Annotated in this window: 23 protein-coding genes and 1 tRNA gene; 10 read left to right on the forward strand and 14 right to left on the reverse strand. The window is 29.6% G+C overall.

Annotated features, from left to right (window positions below; all coding sequences use genetic code 11):
• Positions 1 to 53 precede the first annotated feature (53 nt).
• Positions 54 to 554: a peptidase gene (locus FDM27_RS04815; RefSeq protein ID WP_140485407.1), complete on the reverse strand. Its 501-nt coding sequence runs from the start codon at positions 552 to 554 to the stop codon at positions 54 to 56.
• A gap of 214 nt (positions 555 to 768) precedes the next feature.
• Between FDM27_RS04815 and tatA the strand changes: the two genes are divergently transcribed.
• Complete coding sequence (gene tatA / locus FDM27_RS04820) at positions 769 to 957, forward strand: twin-arginine translocase TatA/TatE family subunit (RefSeq protein ID WP_071184357.1); 189 nt, start codon at positions 769 to 771, stop codon at positions 955 to 957.
• Between the two features lie 76 nt (positions 958 to 1,033).
• On the opposite strand, the gene FDM27_RS04825 is transcribed toward tatA, so the two are convergent.
• From FDM27_RS04825 to FDM27_RS04840, 4 genes are all read right to left on the reverse strand, one after another.
• A complete protein-coding gene (locus tag FDM27_RS04825; protein WP_140485408.1) occupies positions 1,034 to 3,157 on the reverse strand; it encodes a Tex family protein in 2,124 nt (707 codons plus the stop codon).
• Between the two features lie 78 nt (positions 3,158 to 3,235).
• Positions 3,236 to 3,547, reverse strand: a complete 312-nt coding sequence (locus tag FDM27_RS04830) for a hypothetical protein (protein WP_140485409.1) — start codon at positions 3,545 to 3,547, stop codon at positions 3,236 to 3,238.
• Between the two features lie 9 nt (positions 3,548 to 3,556).
• Positions 3,557 to 4,039 carry a hypothetical protein gene (locus tag FDM27_RS04835; RefSeq protein ID WP_140485410.1) on the reverse strand — a complete coding sequence of 161 codons (483 nt, stop codon included), beginning with the start codon at positions 4,037 to 4,039 and terminating at the stop codon, positions 3,557 to 3,559.
• Positions 4,040 to 4,177: 138 nt separating this feature from the next.
• A complete protein-coding gene (locus FDM27_RS04840) occupies positions 4,178 to 4,822 on the reverse strand; it encodes a hypothetical protein (protein ID WP_140485411.1) in 645 nt (214 codons plus the stop codon).
• A 339-nt stretch (positions 4,823 to 5,161) separates the two neighbouring features.
• On the opposite strand from FDM27_RS04840, the gene FDM27_RS04845 reads away from it, so the two are divergent.
• Positions 5,162 to 5,446: a DUF1294 domain-containing protein gene (locus tag FDM27_RS04845; RefSeq protein WP_140485412.1), complete on the forward strand. Its 285-nt coding sequence runs from the start codon at positions 5,162 to 5,164 to the stop codon at positions 5,444 to 5,446.
• Here the strand turns inward: FDM27_RS04845 and FDM27_RS04850 are convergent.
• The 3 genes from FDM27_RS04850 to FDM27_RS04860 form a co-directional block, all read right to left on the reverse strand.
• Positions 5,429 to 6,568, reverse strand: coding sequence for an ATP-binding protein (locus tag FDM27_RS04850; RefSeq protein ID WP_140485413.1), 1,140 nt, complete (start codon positions 6,566 to 6,568; stop codon positions 5,429 to 5,431). The genes FDM27_RS04845 and FDM27_RS04850 overlap by 18 nt on opposite strands.
• A 193-nt stretch (positions 6,569 to 6,761) precedes the next feature.
• A complete protein-coding gene (gene rpiB / locus FDM27_RS04855; RefSeq protein ID WP_140485414.1) occupies positions 6,762 to 7,193 on the reverse strand; it encodes a ribose 5-phosphate isomerase B in 432 nt (143 codons plus the stop codon).
• Positions 7,194 to 7,856: 663 nt separating this feature from the next.
• A complete protein-coding gene (locus tag FDM27_RS04860) occupies positions 7,857 to 8,096 on the reverse strand; it encodes a putative signal transducing protein (RefSeq protein ID WP_071184361.1) in 240 nt (79 codons plus the stop codon).
• Positions 8,097 to 8,213: 117 nt separating this feature from the next.
• Between FDM27_RS04860 and rnr the strand changes: the two genes are divergently transcribed.
• Genes rnr through FDM27_RS04875 form a run of 3 tightly spaced genes read left to right on the forward strand, consistent with a single transcriptional unit; the run spans position 8,214 to position 11,797 of the window.
• The gene (rnr, locus tag FDM27_RS04865) at positions 8,214 to 10,406 is read left to right on the forward strand and encodes a ribonuclease R (RefSeq protein ID WP_140485415.1); all 2,193 of its coding nucleotides are present in this window, start codon (positions 8,214 to 8,216) and stop codon (positions 10,404 to 10,406) included.
• 5 nt (positions 10,407 to 10,411) lie between these two features.
• Entirely contained in the window at positions 10,412 to 11,080 is a 669-nt protein-coding gene (locus FDM27_RS04870) for a head GIN domain-containing protein (protein WP_140485416.1), read from the forward strand.
• 39 nt (positions 11,081 to 11,119) lie between these two features.
• Positions 11,120 to 11,797, forward strand: coding sequence for a LysE family translocator (locus FDM27_RS04875; protein WP_140485417.1), 678 nt, complete (start codon positions 11,120 to 11,122; stop codon positions 11,795 to 11,797).
• A gap of 662 nt (positions 11,798 to 12,459) precedes the next feature.
• On the opposite strand, the gene FDM27_RS16030 is transcribed toward FDM27_RS04875, so the two are convergent.
• The 4 genes from FDM27_RS16030 to FDM27_RS04890 form a co-directional block, all read right to left on the reverse strand.
• Positions 12,460 to 12,530: transfer RNA gene (locus FDM27_RS16030), tRNA-Cys, on the reverse strand.
• Between the two features lie 116 nt (positions 12,531 to 12,646).
• Positions 12,647 to 13,006, reverse strand: a complete 360-nt coding sequence (gene folB, locus FDM27_RS04880; protein ID WP_140485418.1) for a dihydroneopterin aldolase — start codon at positions 13,004 to 13,006, stop codon at positions 12,647 to 12,649.
• Between the two features lie 2 nt (positions 13,007 to 13,008).
• Positions 13,009 to 13,317, reverse strand: coding sequence for a hypothetical protein (locus FDM27_RS04885; protein WP_140485419.1), 309 nt, complete (start codon positions 13,315 to 13,317; stop codon positions 13,009 to 13,011).
• Complete coding sequence (locus tag FDM27_RS04890) at positions 13,305 to 13,523, reverse strand: hypothetical protein (RefSeq protein ID WP_140485420.1); 219 nt, start codon at positions 13,521 to 13,523, stop codon at positions 13,305 to 13,307. The genes FDM27_RS04885 and FDM27_RS04890 overlap by 13 nt, the downstream gene beginning before the upstream one ends.
• A 111-nt stretch (positions 13,524 to 13,634) precedes the next feature.
• Here FDM27_RS04890 and FDM27_RS04895 point away from each other — a divergent pair, with 111 nt between their 5' ends.
• The 4 genes from FDM27_RS04895 (at position 13,635) to FDM27_RS16140 (ending at position 17,035) form a co-directional block, all read left to right on the forward strand.
• Positions 13,635 to 15,758, forward strand: a complete 2,124-nt coding sequence (locus FDM27_RS04895) for a glutamine--tRNA ligase/YqeY domain fusion protein (RefSeq protein WP_140485421.1) — start codon at positions 13,635 to 13,637, stop codon at positions 15,756 to 15,758.
• 337 nt (positions 15,759 to 16,095) lie between these two features.
• Positions 16,096 to 16,395, forward strand: coding sequence for a YtxH domain-containing protein (locus tag FDM27_RS04900; RefSeq protein WP_071184366.1), 300 nt, complete (start codon positions 16,096 to 16,098; stop codon positions 16,393 to 16,395).
• Positions 16,396 to 16,424: 29 nt separating this feature from the next.
• Entirely contained in the window at positions 16,425 to 16,775 is a 351-nt protein-coding gene (locus FDM27_RS04905) for a competence protein (protein ID WP_071184367.1), read from the forward strand.
• A 5-nt stretch (positions 16,776 to 16,780) separates the two neighbouring features.
• A complete protein-coding gene (locus FDM27_RS16140; protein WP_140485422.1) occupies positions 16,781 to 17,035 on the forward strand; it encodes a DUF6327 family protein in 255 nt (84 codons plus the stop codon).
• A 20-nt stretch (positions 17,036 to 17,055) separates the two neighbouring features.
• Here the strand turns inward: FDM27_RS16140 and FDM27_RS04915 are convergent, their stop codons facing one another.
• Entirely contained in the window at positions 17,056 to 18,045 is a 990-nt protein-coding gene (locus FDM27_RS04915) for an SPFH domain-containing protein (protein WP_071184369.1), read from the reverse strand.
• A gap of 76 nt (positions 18,046 to 18,121) precedes the next feature.
• Here FDM27_RS04915 and FDM27_RS04920 point away from each other — a divergent pair, with 76 nt between their 5' ends.
• Positions 18,122 to 18,763 (forward strand): outer membrane beta-barrel protein, encoded by a 642-nt coding sequence (locus FDM27_RS04920; protein WP_140485423.1) that lies wholly within the window; start codon positions 18,122 to 18,124, stop codon positions 18,761 to 18,763.
• A gap of 32 nt (positions 18,764 to 18,795) precedes the next feature.
• Here the strand turns inward: FDM27_RS04920 and gltX are convergent, their stop codons facing one another.
• Positions 18,796 to 20,301: a glutamate--tRNA ligase gene (gltX, locus tag FDM27_RS04925; RefSeq protein ID WP_140485424.1), complete on the reverse strand. Its 1,506-nt coding sequence runs from the start codon at positions 20,299 to 20,301 to the stop codon at positions 18,796 to 18,798.
• Between the last annotated feature and the right edge of the window lie 62 nt (positions 20,302 to 20,363).

Here is a 20,363-nt window from a genome sequence, read left to right on the forward strand (position 1 = left end):
TTATAATTTGTTGAAGAAAATAAATGGTTTCAATTAAGAAATTAAATGTTTAATTATTTCTTCTTTTTTACAACTGTTTGCTGTGCTTTTTTATCTTCTTTCTCCACCTCAGATCTCAGTTCTAATTCTTCTTTTGAAGGCGACAAATCTACTTTTTGAATCGTATCTGTCGCTGATGCTAAGATGGAATCTTTATTGAACTTAGCATAATCTAACTTACCCGTTAATACTTTTTGTATTGATGAAATATAAGCCTGATTTTTCTTTAAAATGTTAGTTAAGGAATCCGATTTTAGAGCCAGTTCGGCTGCGTCTTTCTTCAATTGGGTCGAAGAATAACCCGGAATAAACTCGCGCAAAGGTGTAAAAGCAATGATAAAAGTAGTTACCGCAATCAGGAAAATAGCTCCCAATGATGCTACCACAAAAACATTCATTAAAGTCAGTTTTAAAGAAAAAGTTTCCTCAAAAGTATCTTCATTCAAAATAACCAATCGGTTTTTAGTGAATAATTTACTGTGAAGTTTCTTTCTTTTTAATCTTTTCCCTGACATGGTTTTTCTTTATTTCACAAATATAATAATTAATGTCAATCATTGTGCTTAGCCAGCATTAGCTTATCATTATAAATAATTGAAAAAAAATTAAATAATTTTTAACGTTATATAAACTAAATAATTGCCTTAAAATGAGTTCCTGTTCAGTTATTCTAATTATCTTTGCTGCCAGTTTTTATTACAAATTTGCTTCGGCATAAATTATTCAATCATGGGAAGATTTGGAGTTACAGAAATCCTGGTTATATTGGCAGTTGTTTTATTACTTTTTGGAGGTAAAAAAATTCCTGAATTAATGAAAGGTCTAGGAAGCGGAATTAAAGAATTCAAAAACGCTGCAAAAGAAGACCAAAAACCAGCTGATAAAAAAGAAGAAAAAAGCGAAGAAGAGACTAAATAAAAAATTTTGTTTTTTATTAAAAATCCCAAAATCTGATTATAGTAATTAGATTTTGGGATTTTTTATTTTTGAGATTTTACAAAACCATCGATAGCTGAATACGCTTTCTGTCCTCATCCACCTCGGTCACTTTTACCTGAACCTGTTGATGCAATTTGACCACTTCATTAACATCGCTTACAAAGCCTGCTTTAAGCTGAGAAATGTGAACTAAGCCGCTTTCTTTGATACCCAAATCAACAAAACAACCAAAATTGGTAATGTTATTGACAATTCCGTTCAAAATCATGCCTGTTTTCAAATCTTTTATCGTTTTTACATTCGGATCAAATTCGAATACTTTAGCAGCTTTTCTTGGATCCAATCCTGGTTTTTCCAACTCTTTAATAATGTCTTTTAAAGTTAGCAAACCTATCTCGGGTGTAATATAATTTTCTGCTTTAATAAGTGCTGTTTTTTCTTTATTTCCAATCAAATCAGTTACTTTTAACTTTAAATCTTTTGCCATTTTTTCCACAATTGGATAAGCTTCCGGATGTACCGCCGAATTATCCAATGGATTTTTTCCGTCTTTTATTCGAATAAAAGCCACACCTTGCTGATAGGCTTTTTCGCCCAATCGGGGTACTTTTTTCAATTGTTTTCTATCTTCAAATGGTCCGTTTTCAGAACGGTAATTGACAATATTTTCGGCCAGCTTCTCTCCTATTCCACTCACATAACTCAACAAATGTTTACTGGCGGTATTGATATTTACCCCAACAGAATTCACGCAACGAACAACTGTAGTATCTAATTCTTCTTTCAATTTTGTTTGATCCACATCATGCTGATACTGCCCTACTCCAATAGCTTTCGGATCAATTTTAACCAATTCGGCCAATGGATCGCTCAATCTTCTCCCAATAGAAACCGAACCACGAACGGTCACATCATAATTTGGAAACTCCTCACGGGCAATTTTAGAAGCCGAATACACCGAAGCTCCAGCCTCGGAAACCACAAAAACCTGAACCAGTTTATCGAAAGCAATTTTCTTAATAAAGAACTCTGTTTCGCGGGAAGCCGTTCCGTTTCCAATTGAAATTGCTTCTATATTATAAGCATTCACCATCGAACGAATTTTTTTCATCGCCATCGCGCTTTCATTTTGTGGTGCGTGTGGATAAATGGTTTCGTTGTACAACAAATCGCCTTTTTCATCCAGACAAACCACTTTACAACCACTTCTAAATCCGGGGTCAATGGCTAAAATACGTTTTTCACCCAATGGCGGTGCCAACAATAATTGTCCTAAATTATTAGCAAAAACCTGAATAGAATTGGCATCAGCCTTGGCTTTGGCTTCCTGTAAAGTTTCATTTGAAATAGCAGGATTCAACAATCTTTTATAACTGTCTTCAATGGCTAATTGAACATGTGGTGTAGTAGTATTTTGCCCTTTTAAAACCAATTCGTCAATAATATCATAAGCTTCATCAATATCCACTTCGACTTTAAACTTGATAAAACCTTCATTTTCGGCACGAAGCATCGCCAACAATCGGTGAGAAGGTGCTTTTGTCAACGGTTCTGACCAATCGAAATATTGATTGAATTTTTGAGCGTCTGCTTCGTCTTTTTTTGTTTTTACAACCTTGGTTGTAATAGTTGCTTTTCGTTGAAAAAGTCTTCTCAACTGTTTTCTAACAAAAATATTTTCGTTAATCCATTCAGCAATAATATCGCGTGCACCTTGCAAAGCTGCATCTTCATTTTGAACATTATCATTCAAATATTTCGTTGCCAGGAAATCAACATCGTCATTGTTTTGCGCCATGATGATTTTCGCCAAAGGTTCCAAACCATTTTCACGCGCAACATCAGCCTTCGTTTTTTTCTTCTTTTTGAACGGCAAATAAAAATCTTCGAGTTCCTGTAAATCGAAACTTTGTTGGATTTTTTTGTCTAATTCCGGGGTCAATCCGTTTTGCTCTTCAATTGATTTTAAAATCGCTTCTTTGCGTTTTACAATCGCTTCGTATTCTTTTTGAAGTTTAGCAATTTGTTCAATTTGTACTTCATCCAGATTTCCTGTAGTGTCTTTTCTATAACGGGAAATAAAAGGAACGGTACAATCTTCCTGTAATAACTGAATGGTATTTTTAATATTTATGGCTGCTGTAGCAACTATTTTGGAGATGAATTCTATATTAGTCATTGGTCTGTTTTACCGCAAAGATGCAAAGTGTTTCGCAAAGTTCGCAAAGGATTTATTAATCATTTATATTTATCAAAATTAATTTAAATCTTTGAGAAAGTCTTTAATTACAATACTTAATTCTTCCATTAAATCAGATGAAACAGATGTACTTAATTGTCTTGTATGGATAAGCAATCTCTTTTGATTTATATCTTTACTATAATGTAAATTATACCAAGATTTACCTACTGGGATTGTTTTTTTATCCCAAGTAACTTCAAATATTTTTTCAATATCAAAATTATATTTACTAGGATAGTGTCCTGATGCTACTATTATAACTGGAAAGGTTTTAAAAAATGATAAATTAAATAACTCTTGACGTCTTGAAATAAATCCTTTTTTCAATTTATTTAATTATGGTAAATTAAAATCTTTTTTAGCAGGAAGATCATTTAGTTCCGTGTTGAAAAACTCTTTTTGAAAATTAATACGGTCTTCTTTTTGTCCACCTAAAAATACATTTTGATATAATTTTTGATAATGTAAATATGTATTACTTGTACCGCCGTTAAAGTTTTTGTCTTGTACATTTTTCTGATTCCACCAAGCTGTATAAGCATTGCTATTATCACAATGAAAGTCTTGATTTGGATTCCATTCAGGCTCAAAATTATTTTCAAAATTATTTTCCCAAGAAGTAAAATTATTTTTATTTTCTATTTCTCTAGCTTTTAGTATTTCTTCATAAAATTCAGATGAATCTTCCTTAATCGAATGATTAAAATAATGTTCTTTTCCAATCATTAAAATTTTTCCATTAGGATTACCATATCCTAAAAACAGTTTATTCTCTTTACAAAAATCTATTGCTTCTTTAAATTCAATTGAATAATTCATAATTATTTATTTTTTACTAAATATATCTTTTTAAAACCCAATCACACATTTCTTTTGTTGAAAATTACTTCCATTTTTATTGTAAATATCTATTAAAACAGTTGGTGTGAAAATTGTACATAATTCTATTAGTTCATTTTAATCATTGTATAATTTATTTTTGACAGCAATTAACTTTAATTCGTTTTTTATTACATTTATTTCCATTTGAATTCTTATTAATTCTTCCGTTTTGCAATGCAATTCTTTATTTAAAATCTTTATTCTTTTATCATAATAACTTCTTAAGTAGTCTGTTAATGATTTATAATATATCATTTGATTAGCATTAATTTTTGAATTTGAAAACAATATCACATTTTTCAATTCCACGTATATTAACTCCACCTTATCAAAGTGATATTGTCTTGTTTTTTTAAAATCGAAATCATCATCTAACTCATTTATATTACAAATTTTCTTCAACTCATTGTATTCTATAATTAATTCCTGTATACAGTAAAGCAAATCATTTGCAATAGATTTAGGCTGATGTTTGATTTTTAAATACCTTAATTTGGTTTTATATAACTTGTTTTCTAAATAATTGTCTTTAATTTTATTCTGGTAATAATTGATATAATTTAAAATATTTAATTCCAAAAGTTGTGCTTTTGAAAACAATTGCCTTGACTTCGAGAAATTCAAATTGCAAATAAAATAACGTTGTTGTTCTTTTAGTTTAGTAATTTCTTTTTCAACTTTTTCAATACAAATCAGTAATTCATCAAAATTTCGAATCATGGTTTTTTGTTTGATTTATTATAAACAATTTTAATTCTTTAGCGGTTTTATTATTAGAATTCAAGTTCCTTTTATCAAATCTAAAACCATCAAAATGCAAATAAATTTCTCGTATTTCTTTTAGTAATTGATTCTTTTAAATTCATCCTTTTCTTGCAAATCAAAAAAAATAAATTTGATTATGAAACCTGATAGAAGAGTATTTTTAAATAAATTAAAAACTATTTTTTAAATACTTGTAAACTAAATAATTAACTAAAAATTGAGAGGAATTAAATATTAATCATTTTGATATTTTATATTAGCTACAATAATATCTTTGATTTTAATTTGATACAAATGACTTCTTTATTCTATTTCTTTTTAATACTAAATGTTATTGCTTTTTTAGTCACGGGATATGACAAGCAATTAGCTATTCAACAAAAAAGAAGAATCTCTGAACGAACGCTTCTTAGTTTTGTATTTATTGGCGGAACTGTTGGTTCAGGATTAGCCATGCTCCTATTCAGACACAAAACCAATAAAATTGGTTATTTATGGAAGTTTTGGTTTATTATTTTTATCCAAATTATATTGATTTATCTGGGCTATCATTTTAAAATTTTAACTAATAAAATCTAAATAATTACTTTTATTAATCACTTCAAAATTTGCCTCTGGATAGGCTTTTGCAAAAGCAGTGGGGATTTTTACTTTTCTATTTTCATTCCATTTGAATTCGTAAGCTCGTAAAATACCATTTTCTTCTTCTAACCAATCCAATTCTTGTTGGTCATACGTACGCCAAAAATAATTAGTAACACTTTTTTGAGTATAATTTTGGTATTTAATTCGTTCAGATGCGAGATAATTTTCCCATAAGGCGCCCACATCTGTTCTTGAATCTAATCTACTAAAATTGGCTATAATAGTATTTCGAATACCGTTGTCATAAAAATACCATCTATTAGATTTGGTAATTTCTTTGCGTAAATTTCTACTGAAACCGGGGACTTTGTAAATAACAAAAACTTTAGAAAGCAAATCTAAATAACTTTCGACCGTATTTTTAGAAATTCCTAATTGTTTAGCTAACTCTTGCAAAGACACTTCCTGCCCCACTTGAAAAGCAATTAATTTCAATAAATCTAATATTTTATTGGATTGTTTGATGCCTTCATAAATCAAGATGTCTTTTAATAAATAAGAATTTACTATCTCTTTTAAATAATTGATTTTGTCGTTCCAATCTGGATATTGTTCTAATTCAGGATAACTTCCAAAAAGCAAACGTTCTTCTAATTTTTGAGTGGTTTCTTTAAAGTTTTCATATTTATTGAATTCCATTTGAGCCAATGGAAATAAATAAATGGTGTTTTTTCTGCCCACTAAAGGTTCTCCTAACTTATTAGATAAATCAAAAATCGATGATCCTGTAGCTATCACTTTTATACCATCAATAGAATCGACAATCAATTTCAAAATCAATCCAATTTCGGGAATATTTTGTGCTTCGTCAATAACCAATAATTTTACATTGTTTAAAAGACGTTTATAATTAGCAACTGACCGTTCTTTTAACAAATCAGCATCTTGAATATCTTCACCATTTAATTGTAAATAATCTTCTTTTGGAAGAACAGAAAGATAATTTTTAATGAAAGCTGTTTTACCTACACGTCTTGCACCCAATAAAATCAATACTTTATTAGGTAAAACTTTTTTAGAAAACACTGAATCTATACCTCGTTCTAAAAAATTCATGATGTTGAATTTTAATAATTTAGATACAAATATAATTAAAAAACGTTAATTCAGTCAGTACGTTGACTGAATTAACATTAATTCAGTCAGTACGTTGACTGAATTAACATTAATTGAGTTAATAGAAAATAAAAAAAGCCCGGTGAATTACCGAGCTTAACTATTTATTTTGGTGCGTAGCACCGCGAAAATTTTATTTACAAGAAATTTTATCTACTCTATTTTGGTGTCTTCCACCTTCGAATTCTGTAGTTAAAAAAGTATCAACAATTTCAATTGCTTGTTCAATTGAAGTATAACGCGCCGGAATACTCACAATATTAGCATCATTATGCAAACGTGTTAAATAAGCAATTTCTTTAGTCCAACACAAACCTGCTCTTACACCTGCATGTTTATTAACAGTCATGGCAATTCCATTACCGCTTCCGCAAATTACAATTCCGTAATCGGCTTTTCCTTCTTCAACATCTGAAGCAACAGGATGTCCAAAATCAGGATAATCAACAGAAGCTGTTGTATCTGTTCCGTAATTGGTTACTTGATGTCCTTTTGATTCTAAATATTGAACAATTGCTTTTTTATATTCTGGTCCAGCGTGATCATTTCCAATTGAAATCTTCATTTTATATCTATTTAATTTTCTGCAAATTTACCAAAACAATTTGTATTTCTTTTTTAAAAAAATGTAAAAAGCTATATCTCCTTTTATTTTATAATTATCAGATAACTAATAGGATAGGAGTTTATTAACACTTATAATAATCTATAAAACATTGAAAATCAATTAGTATTATATAATTAATTTGTTAATTTTTTACATTGTTAATAGTAATTCATAATTGATTGATTTTCAGTTAACCTTAATTTAACATCTTTTGTTAATAAGTTGAGATAGAAAATCAGAAGTTTTTTTTGGTTGTATCGAAAAAAAATCTAATCCAAAATTGGAATTTAATAACCTAAAAAAGTTTGAATGATTTTTAGAAAAGTTATAAACAGAAAAAACTAGTTTATCAATACAATTTCAAAAATTACTTATTTACATTTTAAAATGATTTTAGGTTATCAACGGTTGTTAACTAAATTTTAAAAAGACTTTAAAACTAAATATTTAGCTAAATATAACTATGTTAATAAGTCTTTATAACATGGTAAAACTTCATTTAGAAACAATTTCTAAAAAAATTATTGCGACTATTAACACGCTATAATAACAAACAATAATTTAATTAATTTAAAATTTTCTTTTTTATAATAGTATTATATGTTGACAACTTTGAAAAGATTAAACAATTTTTAAATTGTTATTGTATTTCATTTCCTGAAGAATTGCTTTTACAGTTTCAAAATCGTTAGGATGAATTTTAAGTTTGATTCCGCCCAATGCTGTTGAATACATTGGAGCGATGGATGACATGATTTCGTTTTCAAAGTAATATTGCAGACCTTCCTGATCTAATCGGTGTTTCAGGATTTCGATTTCGTGAATGTAATTAAAAGTGGCAATGGTGATAAAAGTTTCCATATCTAATTTTTTACAAAGTTGAAACGATTGCTAATGCGTTATATTTTCTTTAAAACTGTTCTTATATTCTTTTAACTGTTAACTATTTCGTAATTTTCGACTTTTAAGAAAAGACGTATGGGAAAAAGATTAAGAAAGCCTGCTAAGAAAGAGAAAAGTTTCTCAGATAAAATTATAAAAATATTATCGAATAGTGCTAATAAAGCCTTTAATTATAAGCAGATAGCAGCAAAATTAGAAGTAGATGATACTCAAAGCAGAAATCAAATTATAAAGGATTTGAAAATTCTTGCAGCCGAAAAGAAAATTATAGAATCCGAACCTGGAAAATATTTAATCAAAGCGGTAAGTCAGGATTATTATGAGGGAACCATAGATATGACTAGTCGTAAAACGGCTTATTTTATTTGTGAAGATTTTGAAGAAGATGTTTTTATACCAACGAATAATTTAAATCGTGCTTTAGATAAAGATAAAGTAAGTGTTTATGTTTACAATCGCAGAAAGGGAAGACGAGCTGAAGGTGAGGTTATTAAAGTTTTAGAAAGACATAAAACGGATTTTGTAGGAGTAATTGATATTCAAAAGAACTTTGCTTTTGTATCGACTGCTAATCCAAAAATGTATACTGATATTTTTATTCCAAAAGATAATTTAGGAGAGGCTCAAAATGGGGATGTGGTATTGGTTCATATCGAAGATTGGCCTAAAAGAGCCGATAGTCCTTTTGGAAAAGTAACAAAAGTTTTAGGAAGACCAGGAGAACATGATACTGAAATTCATGCTATTTTGGCCGAATATGGTTTACCTGCCGAATTTCCAATTGAGGTAGAAACTTATGCTCAAAAAATAGATACTTCAATATCTGAAGCTGAAATTGCCAAGCGTCGCGATATGCGTGATACTTTGACTTTTACCATTGATCCAAAAGATGCAAAGGATTTTGATGATGCACTTTCTTTCAAAAAACTGGAAAATGGAAATTACGAAATAGGTATACATATTGCCGATGTTTCGCATTATCTGGAAGAAGGAACCATCTTAGATGATGAAGCTTATCAAAGAGCGACTTCGGTTTATTTGGTAGATAGGGTAGTACCAATGTTACCAGAAGTTTTATCAAATTTTGCCTGTTCATTACGTCCACAAGAAGAAAAATATACGTTTTCGGCAGTATTTGAAATTACCGAAAAATGTCAGGTGGTGAATCAATGGTTTGGACGAACAGTAATCTATTCAGATCAACGATTTGCTTATGAAGAAGCTCAATACATAATAGAAACGAAAGATGATGTTATTCCGGCTGAAATTTCGTTAACGGGTACTTCTTATAAAGTTGCTCCAGAAATTGTCACAGCAACGCTTAAATTGGACGAATTAGCTAAAATTTTCCGCAAAAGAAGAATGAATGATGGTGCCATTTCTTTTGATAAAGTAGAAGTAAAATTTAATTTGGATGCCGATGGTGAACCGGAAGGTGTTTATTTTAAAATAGCTAAAGATGCCAATCATCTAATTGAAGAATTCATGCTTTTAGCCAATAAAAAAGTGGCGGAATACATTGGAAAACAAAAGAAAACTTTTGTTTACAGAATTCACGATGAACCAAATGAAGATAAATTAATAGCGATGCAAACCGTAATTGCTAAGTTTGGTTATAAACTTGATTTTAGAAATCCGGGTGATATTTCAAAATCGTTGAATAAATTGATGGAAGATGTAAGCGGGAAAAAAGAACAGAATCTTATTGATACACTGGCAATTCGTTCAATGAGTAAAGCCAAATATTCTACGGATAATATTGGACATTACGGATTAGCTTTTGATTATTATTCGCATTTTACTTCGCCTATTCGTCGTTATCCTGACGTTATGGTACATCGTTTGTTGCAATTTTATCTAGACGGAGGAAAATCAGTAGATGAGGAATTGTTTGAAACTAAATGTTTGCATTGTTCAACCATGGAAGGTTTAGCTACAAATGCCGAAAGAGATTCTATTAAATACATGCAGGTAAAATACATGCAAGATCATCAAGATCAGGAATTTTTGGGTGTTATTTCAGGTGTGACCGAATGGGGAATTTATGTTGAAATTATCGAAAATAAATGCGAAGGTATGGTTCGAATCAGAGACATTAAAGAAGACTATTATACTTTTGATGAGAAACAATATGCTTTGGTTGGAGCAACTTCAAGTAAGTTGTTACAATTAGGAGACGAAATTTACGTTAAAGTTAAAAATGCCGATTTAGTAAAAAAACAATTGGATTTTAATTTTTTAAGAAGATCAGAAGAAACCGTAAATTAATGAAAATGAAAAAAGTATTTTTAGTAGCAATTGCAATTGTATCACAAGCAACATTTGCTCAAGTAACAAAAAAATTAGGTGATTTTAATGCTTTAAAAGTATTTGATAAACTGAGTGTTAAGTTAATAGCTTCAACTGAAAACAAGGTTGTTATTAGCGGAACAAGAGAAAAAGAAATAGAGGTTGTTAACAATAACGGGGAGTTAAAATTAAGAATGCCTTTCCCTAAATTGTTGTCAGGAGATGCTATTTCGATCAAATTATATTATAAAAATATTGATGATATCACGGCTAATGAAGGTTCTTCAATTTCCAGTGATGCGGTTTTTAAACAAACTATTTTTGATTTGAATGCTAAAGAAGGAGCACGAATTAACTTAAAAGTAGATGCTCAAAAAGTAAATGTAAAAGCAGTTACGGGAGGGATTATCGAATTGAGTGGTGAAGCAGTGAATCAAGATGTAGTTATCATGTCAGGTGGTGTTTTAAAATCTAAAAATTTACTTACCTCACAAACCACTGTAAGTCTTTCAGCTGGAGGAAATGCCGAAATTAATGCAAGTACTCTAGTCGATGCAAAAGTAAAAGCTGGAGGAACTGTTTCTATCTATGGAAAGCCAAAACAAATTAATCAAGAAACAATTTTAGGAGGAAAAATTGAAGAAAAAGAATAAAAAAAATGTATTTTTATTCTTTAATAAATTCTAAAATTAATGATTAACGATATTTTATCAGGGATTCCTTGGGGAATTTTCTTGAGCTTTATGATTGGCCCTGTTTTTTTTATTTTACTAGAAACCAGTATAATAAAAGGATTCAGGGCCGCTCTTGTTTTTGATTTAGGAGTAGTTACAGGTGATATTATTTTTATTGCCATTGCTTATTTGGGTAGTTTTAGATTGATTCAAAGTTTGAAAGATAAGCCAGCACTTTTCATTTTTGGAGGTATTTTAATGCTTGCTTATGGAGTTATTTCGTATATAAGTTTGCACAAAGAAAAGAGGATAAATACTAAAAAAATTGATAATGAAATTATTAAAAAAGACTATTTAGGTCTATTTATAAAAGGTCTTTTTTTGAATATTATCAATATTGGAGTTTTAGGTTTTTGGTTAGCTGTAATTATTTCAGTAGGCCCTAAATTAGACATGCAAACCTCAAGAATGATTACATTTTTTAGTACTGTAATTATCACTTATATATTAGTAGATTGTATTAAAATTATATTAGCCAAACAATTAAAGACTAAGATGACTCCTTCTAATATTTTAAAAATTAAAAAAGGAATTAGTATCGTTTTGATGGTTTTTGGAGTGGTATTAATCACTCAGGGTTGGTTTCCAAAAGAAAAAGAAATGGTAAAACAAGCCTTAGAGAATATTGAAAAGTAGTTGTTTAAATAATTGATTTTATAAAAAATAATAAAGAGTTAAACTAATATTAAATAAATTATAATGTTAATTATTTATATAATAATATTTATCCTTTTAAACGCTTTAATTTATTTTGTTATTAATAGATATAACAATGTAAAACTTCAAATTCTTTTTATTTTTATTCTAATAGTTATCTTAAAATGTTTAAGTAATATTTATGAAAAAGATGCAGTAATATTTTTATTATTACAATTATTAAAATTTAGTACATCAATTCCAATATTTTCATTGTTAATCAAAGTTTTAAGATTTAAAGTAAAATTAAAGTATGAGGAAAAGTATAACTTTTTAAGTTTTATTTGGAATGAAAAAACAAATTTTCCTTTAATATTTACTATGATAATTCTTTGTTATCAAATTATGATGTTGTTTACTGGAAGTTTTATGACTTTATAATAAATTAGTTTTTTCAACTTTAAAAAAATTAAAAAAATCAATTCATCATTCGGATTCGAACCTATGTTTTGATTAATTTTTGCTAAAAATTAGATATAAAAAAAACTCTAAATTGTTTTAGAATTTGTTGAGTTAGTGTTCGGATTCGAACCTAAACTTTACTTAATTTTTCTTAAAAATTAGACATAAAAAAAACCTCTAAACTGCTTTAGAGGTTTTTGAGGCATCGTCCGGATTCGAACCGGAGTAGGAGCTTTTGCAGAGCCCAGCCTAGCCGCTCGGCCACGACGCCATTGTTTAATGGACTGCAAATGTAATATAAAAAATCTAAATTCCAAATGTCAAATTCTAAATAAAACGCATAATCGTATTACTTTGAAATTTGGATTTTTTTTTAAGATTTGGAATTTAACTTCTGCTTTCTTCTAGTATAATGGTAACTGATTCAACATCACCACCAATAGGAGGATTGATTTTAGAAACTTCAACTATGGTTTTCATTACCATTGGAAGTTCAGCTAAAACTCTTTTGTTAATTCTTTTGGCAACATGTTCTAATAATTTGGAACGAATAGCCATTTCTTCCACAACAATACGGTTTAAGTGAACATAATCTACCGTATCAACTAATTCATCTGATTGGGTAGATTGCTGTAAATTGGCCTTAATTTCTAAGTTAACAGTGTATTCAGAACCTATTTTTCCTTCTTCAACTAAACATCCGTGGTAGGAAAAAGTGCGGATATTTTTTAATTTAATAGTTTCCATTTTTATAATTTTAATCTTGTGGTGTTAGGGTCTTGATAATTGGAGGTTAAGGCTTGTATGGAGACTATTTTTTCTAATTCGTCAACTGTAAAGTGAATGGTATAAGGGAATTTTTTTAAAGGTAAAGTTCTAATTACATTGTATTTAACTTCAAAAAAAGGAATTGTTTTTAATGTTTCAATATATTTGGAAGCTGTTTTATAAAAAGTTTTACCTAATCCTTTTTTTAAAGATTCATAATATAAAGCAGTTTCATTAATTTCTTCTTTGGCTCTAGCTGAAACAATGATTTTAAATTTTATTTTAACCATTTTTCATCTAATTCTTTTTTAACATCTTCCCATGGTAGATAATCTTCTGGTTTAGCATTTTTCATTCGTTCTAAAACCATTTCTTGTTGCCACAGCGGAATTTCATTCTCAATGTTTTCATCTATAGAAACATCAGGAATATGTTTAAAGAAACTAACAAAAGTTTCGTAAAAATCGTCTGGAATTGTAACAGTTAATTGTCTCATAACTTTCAATATTTATACAAAAATACTAATAAATATTATTCAAAGTCTATTATCCCTAAGTCTATTATCTATCATCTATTTTTTTACCTTTGTCCTTCAATTAATAAAATTATGTCAACCGAAGAAAAATCACTGCATTTTATAGAACAAATTATCGAAGAAAACTTAACGAATGGTTTTCCTCAAAATAAATTAAGATTTCGTTTCCCACCTGAACCTAATGGATATTTACATATTGGGCATGCAAAATCTATTTGTTTGAACTTTGGTTTGGGCTTAAAATACAATGCTCCGGTAAATCTTCGTTTTGATGATACCAATCCTGCGAAAGAAGAACAAGAGTATGTAGATGCAATCAAAGAAGATTTGCAATGGTTAGGATTTCAATGGGATAAAGAATTGTATGCTTCTGATTATTTTCAACAATTATATGATTGGGCTATTCTTTTAATCAATAATGGAAAGGCTTATGTTGATAGTCAATCGTCTGAAGCGATGGCGGAACAAAAAGGAACACCAAGTCAAGCAGGTGTTGATAGTCCGTATAGAAATCGTTCTGTAGAAGAAAATTTAGCTTTATTCGAAGGAATGAAAAACGGTGATTTTGAAGAAGGAACACATATTTTACGTGCTAAAATTGATATGGCTTCTTCTAATATGTTGATGCGTGATCCTATTATGTATCGTGTTTTACACAAAGAACATCATAGAACAGGGGATGATTGGTGTATTTATCCAATGTATGATTATACTCATGGAGAAAGTGATTATTTAGAGCAAATTTCGCATTCTATTTGTACTTTAGAATTTGTGATGCACCGCGAATTATATGATTGGTTTTTAGACCAAATTTATGATGAAAATCTAGTAAGACCACATCAGTATGAATTTGCCCGTTTGAACTTGAATTATACTGTAATGAGTAAAAGAAAGCTATTACAATTAGTTCAGGAAAATGTGGTGAATGGCTGGGATGATCCTAGAATGCCAACTATTTCCGGCTTAAGAAGAAGAGGTTATACAGCTGCTTCAATTAGAAAATTCTGTGAAAATATTGGAGTTGCGAAGCGTGAAAATATCATTGATTATTCGTTATTAGAATTTTGTTTGCGTGACGATTTGAATAAAACTGCTCCAAGAGTTATGGCAGTTTTAGATCCCGTAAAAGTAATTATTACTAATTATCCTGAAGGAAAAGAAGAACTTTTGGATGCCGAAAACAATCAGGAAGATGAAAGTGCTGGTTTTAGAAAAGTACCATTTTCTAAAGAATTATATATTGAAAGAGAAGATTTCTTAGAAGTGGCTCCGGCTAAATTTTTCCGTTTAAGCTTAGGTAACGAAGTGCGTTTAAAAAATGCCTATATCATTAAAGGAGAAAGTGTTGTAAAAGATGAAAACGGAAATATTACTGAAATTCATGTAACTTATGATACTGATTCTTTGAGTGGAAGTGGTACAGAAGCTTCTAAACGTAAAGTAGCGGGAACCTTGCATTGGGTTTCAGTTAAACATGCTGTTGAAGCCGAAGTTCGTTTGTATGACCGTTTGTTTATTGATGAAGCACCGGATAGTCATAAAGAGAAAAATTTTCTTGATTTTATCAATCCAAATTCCTTATCAATTATAAAAGGATTTGTTGAACCAAGTTTAGAAACAGCAGTTTCTGGCGATAAATTTCAGTTTCAACGTTTGGGTTATTTTAATGTTGATAAAGATTCAACTGCTTCTAAATTAGTATTTAACAAGACTGTTGGACTAAAAGATGCCTGGGAAGAAAAAGGAAAAAAAGACAGCAACAGTATCAATAATTCTTTAAAAGAAATTAATAAATATTTTAAAGTGGAAACGCGTGAAGAGCGTATTGCCATTAGAAAAGCAATAGGGGAGACTTTAGCCGGAATTTCTAATTATAGTTTATTGCAAAATTCATTAAAGAAAAATATCAACAATAATAAAAGTTCATTGTTGTTTGCCAATTTGATTTTGAAATATGCTCCTTTAAAATCTTCAGATTATGATAAAGAAGAGCTGCATAAATTATATACAATGTCTCTTAGAAGTGAATCCACTTTTGTTCGGTCAAGAGCAATTTTAAATTTAAATCATTTGGATTATGATTTGGACTTTAGAAATTCTTTTAAAGATGAAATTTTAAAACTAGAGGCCAATCCTCCAAAAAGTTCTACCGAAAGAGAGAAGGAATTTATTGAAGAATTTTTAAATAAATTATAACTATCAAAAAGCGCTGATTAAGCGCTTTTTTTTATTATTATTAAAATCTATTTTTAATTTAAAATATATAGGATTTTATAATTAAAAATGGCTTTCATATTTTAATTTTAAAACGTTTTTTTAAAAGCTTTGATAAAATATTCATTCTTTGTTTTTTCGTTTAATACAAAGCTTTATTTTAATTTTTACCATTTTTTAGACTTCGATTAAGAAAATAGAATGCTATTTATATAATTTTAAATAATGAAAAATATTCTAACTTTTTTATAATAACATTTATGAAGATTTTTTTTTAAATTTATTAGTATCTTTATAAGAAACTTAAAAATAATATATTATGGCAAGTAGTACAGGAAAAACTTTAATAGCTCTTGCAAGTGGTGCTGCAATAGGAGCTGTATTAGGAATTTTGTTTGCTCCGGATAAAGGAGAAAAAACAAGAAAAAAAATTAAAGACGGATATAAAGATCTTGAAAAAGATATGAAAGCTAAATTAGCTAATGCAAAAGTTGATTTAGAAGATACTTATGAAAATTTAGTTTCTAATATGAGTTATAAAACAGAAGATGTTATTACTTTTTTAGAAAAAAAATTAGCTGATTTGAAAGAACAAAATGCTAAACTTCATAAACAATAATTTCTTTTATAATATTGAAATAAAAAACTATGGCTTTTGATGAGTTAAAAGAACATACTGAGAATATTCAGGAACAAACTAAAGATTATATAGAAAAGAATCTTTCTTACTACAAATTATTAGCGTTTAAGATGGCTATGAAATCAACTACAATGATTTTTAAGTTCACCTTGATTTTGCTTTGTATATGTATGGTTTTGTTATTTTGTTCTATAGCATTGGCATTTGCTATTGGAAATTATTTTGGCAGCTATACCCTTGGTTTTCTATCCGTTGGTTTAATTTATGTTATTTTAACAGCTTTATTGTTCTTAGTTAGAGATAAAATTGTGGAAGGACCTATTTTAGAGAAGTTTTCAGAAATATTTTTTAACGACTAATTATTATGCAAACAAAAAAATATTCTTCTTATGCTCAAATTGATAGGGAACTTGAAATTTTAAAAGTTGAAAAAGAAATCAGCTATCAAAAGTTAGTTTTAAGTGTTCAAAAAACGAAGAAAAGTTTTTCGTTCTTAAATATTACTTCTAATGTTGTAGATACTGTAAAAAGCACTTTTTTTAGTTCCTACGGCACAATATTGAGATTAGTGATACCAATTATTATAAAATGGTTTAGGAACAAAAAAAGAGGCAATTAAGCCTCTTTTTCGTTTGTAATTTATACTTCATCCGATTCTTCTGTTTCTTCTAGAGGATTTTCGGGTTCTTCAAATTTTGGTTCTGCTTTTTTAGGAGTACTCTTTTTATTTTTCTTCATCATTTCACCCACTTGATTCGAAGCACTAAAAGAAGCGACCATATTGTTCAGCATTTCACTTCCGGCTTGTGGAGAATTAGGGAGTAAAATCAAATTAGAATTAGCATCTGCACCTATGGCTTGCAATGTATCATAATGTTGAGTTACCACAATCAGGGCAGAGGCTTCTTGCGAATTAATTCCAACTTTGTTTAAAACATCCACACTTTCTACTAATCCACGGGCAATTTCACGTCTTTGATCGGCAATACCCTGTCCTTGTAAACGCTTGCTTTCAGCTTCTGCTTTGGCTTTAGCTACAATTCTGATTCTCGAAGCTTCGGCTTCATATTCAGCTACCGTTTTTTCCCTGTCGGCAGCATTAATTCTGTTCATCGCATTTTTTACCTGTATATCAGGATCAATATCAGTAACCAGAGTATTGATGATTGTGTATCCGTAAGTTGTCATGGCTTCGTTTAATTCACTTTTTACTGCAACAGCAATATCATCTTTTCGTTCAAAAACATCATCTAATTTTAATTTAGGTACTTCGGCACGAACCACATCAAATACATAAGAAGTAATTTGATCGTGTGGATATTCTAGTTTGTAAAATGCATCATAAACGGTTTCTTTAACCACCATAAATTGAACCGAAACTTTCAATTTTACAAATACATTGTCTTTAGTTTTGGTTTCAATGATAACATCCAACTGTTGGATTTTTAGATTCACACGTCCGGCAATTCTATCAATTAAAGGAATTTTAAGTTGAAGACCGGATTGTCTGATACTTAAAAATTTTCCAAAACGTTCAATAATTACAGCCGTTTGTTGTTTAACGGTGAAGAAGGAGGAAAGCAAAATAAAGAATGCAATAAATAACAGAAAAATAAATGAAGTGTTCATAAGTTGTATATTTAGTTAAATTTTCTCTGTTAAATTACAAAAAAACTTTAGGTTTGTGTCAGTTAAAATTCACATTATGATAAAGTCTTCATTAACTTTTTGTTTTCTCCTAATTTCAGTATTTTGTTTCGCGCAATACGGTTATCGCGATTCCAATAGAATTGGAATTCAAGGAGGAGTAAATCAATTTACTCTAAACACTACTAATTTTGATACAAAACCTGAAATGGGTTGGAATGCCGGCCTTTCAATACGAGGTAATTTTTATGATAATTGGGATATGGTCTATGCTATTCAATTTTCTGAAAACAATTTTTCTGTAGCCACAAATCGATCGCTTATAATCAGTGAAGATGTGAATTACAAATTACCTTCAGCTCAAATTTCTTTACAATTGAGCTATGTTTTAATCGACAATCATTTATCAATTGAATTTGGCCCTTTGGTTCAGGTAAACGGAAAATTTAAAATTGATGCTGATAAGGAAAATAATATAATTTCAGGAACTACTTTATTGGCCAAACATATAACTGATATCGGTAAATTTAATTTTTATCCAACGGTTGGAATTACAGCTGGAGCCAAACATTTTAGATTAAATGTTTCCTATCAATACGGAATTTCGAATATGCTGGGGAATTTGAACACTAAAAATCTGGGTTATCATTTTAAAGGAAATCCAGGAATTCTAAACGGAAATATTCTTCTTTATTTATAAAAAAAGTCCCGAGATTATCGGGACTTTTTAGTTTATATAGTTTCAATAGCTTTTTGAATTCTTGAAATTGTTTCATCTTTTCCAATTATTTCCACAATATCAAATAGGTGAGGTCCTTTCAAAGCACCAACTAAACTCAAACGGAAAGGTTGCATTACTTTACCCATTCCAATTTCGTTTTTAGTTAACCAATCTTTTACAATAGTTTCAATATTTACTGAAGTAAAATCGGTGATTTCTTCTAATACTGAAATCAATTCTTGCATTAAAGCAGGTGTTTCTTCTTTCCAGTTTTTCTTTGCTTTTTCTTCATAAGCAGTTGGAGCAACAAAAAAGAAATCACTCAAATCCCAAAATTCAGAAACAAAATTTGCTCTTTCTTTTATCAAGGAAACTATTTTAGTTGTCAGTTCGAGCGAAGTCGAGAACCCTTTTTCTTTAAGAATAGGAGCGAAGGCTTTCGCCAAATCTTCATTTTTTTGCTTAATTAAATACTGATGATTGAACCATTTATTTTTTTCCGGATCAAATTTGGCACCAGCTTTATTAACTCGGTTCAAGTCAAACTTTTCAACTAATTCCTCTAAAGAAAATAACTCTTGTTCTGTTCCATCATTCCAGCCTAATAGAGCTAAGAAGTTAACCACAGCTTCCGGAAAAAATCCGTTTTCTCTGTATCCTGAAGAAATGCCTTCATCCGTTTTCCATTCTAATGGAAATACCGGAAAACCTAATTTATCGCCATCACGTTTTGATAATTTTCCGTTTCCAACAGGTTTTAAAATCAAAGGTAAATGAGCAAATTCAGGAGCGGCCCAGCCAAATGCATGATACAATAAAACGTGTAAAGGCATCGATGGCAACCATTCTTCACCACGAATTACATGCGTAGTTTGCATTAAATGATCATCAACAATATTGGCTAAATGATAGGTTGGCATTCCGTCACTTTTAAACAAAACCTTATCATCTAAAAGATTACTTTCAAATTTTACATGACCACGAATGATGTCTTTTAAATGTAAAATTTCGTCAACAGGAGTTTTGAATCGAATAACATAATGTTCTCCGTTAGCAATTCTTTTAGCTGTTTCTTCAGCGGAAATTACTAAAGAAGTATCCAGTTTTTCTCTGTTAGTATGATTGTAGATAAATGTTTTTCCTTGTTCTTCTTCCGCTTTTCTGTTTGCATCTAATGATTCCGGTGTATCAAATGCATAATATGCCCAACCTGAATTAATCAGTTGGTCAGCATATTGTTTGTATAATTCTTTTCTTTCGCTTTGACGGTAAGGACCAAATTTTTCATTTTTTGCAATAGTTTCATCAGGAGCAATTCCTAACCATTCCAAGGCTTCCATGATGTATTGTTCTGCACCGGGAACAAATCGGTTTTGGTCGGTATCTTCAATTCTTAAAAAGAAAGTTCCACCGTTTTTTTTGGCAAACAAATAATTAAATAGGGCAGTACGAACTCCGCCAATATGTAAAGGTCCCGTTGGACTTGGTGCAAAACGCACACGAATTGGGTTTGACATTTTTTATAAATTTTGTAGCAAAGATAATTAGAAGTTAGAAGTCAGAAGTTAGAAGTTAGAAG

The sequence above is a fragment of the Flavobacterium sp. GSA192 genome, assembly GCF_006386525.1.
In the GTDB taxonomy this organism is placed as follows: Bacteria; Bacteroidota; Bacteroidia; order Flavobacteriales; family Flavobacteriaceae; genus Flavobacterium; species Flavobacterium commune.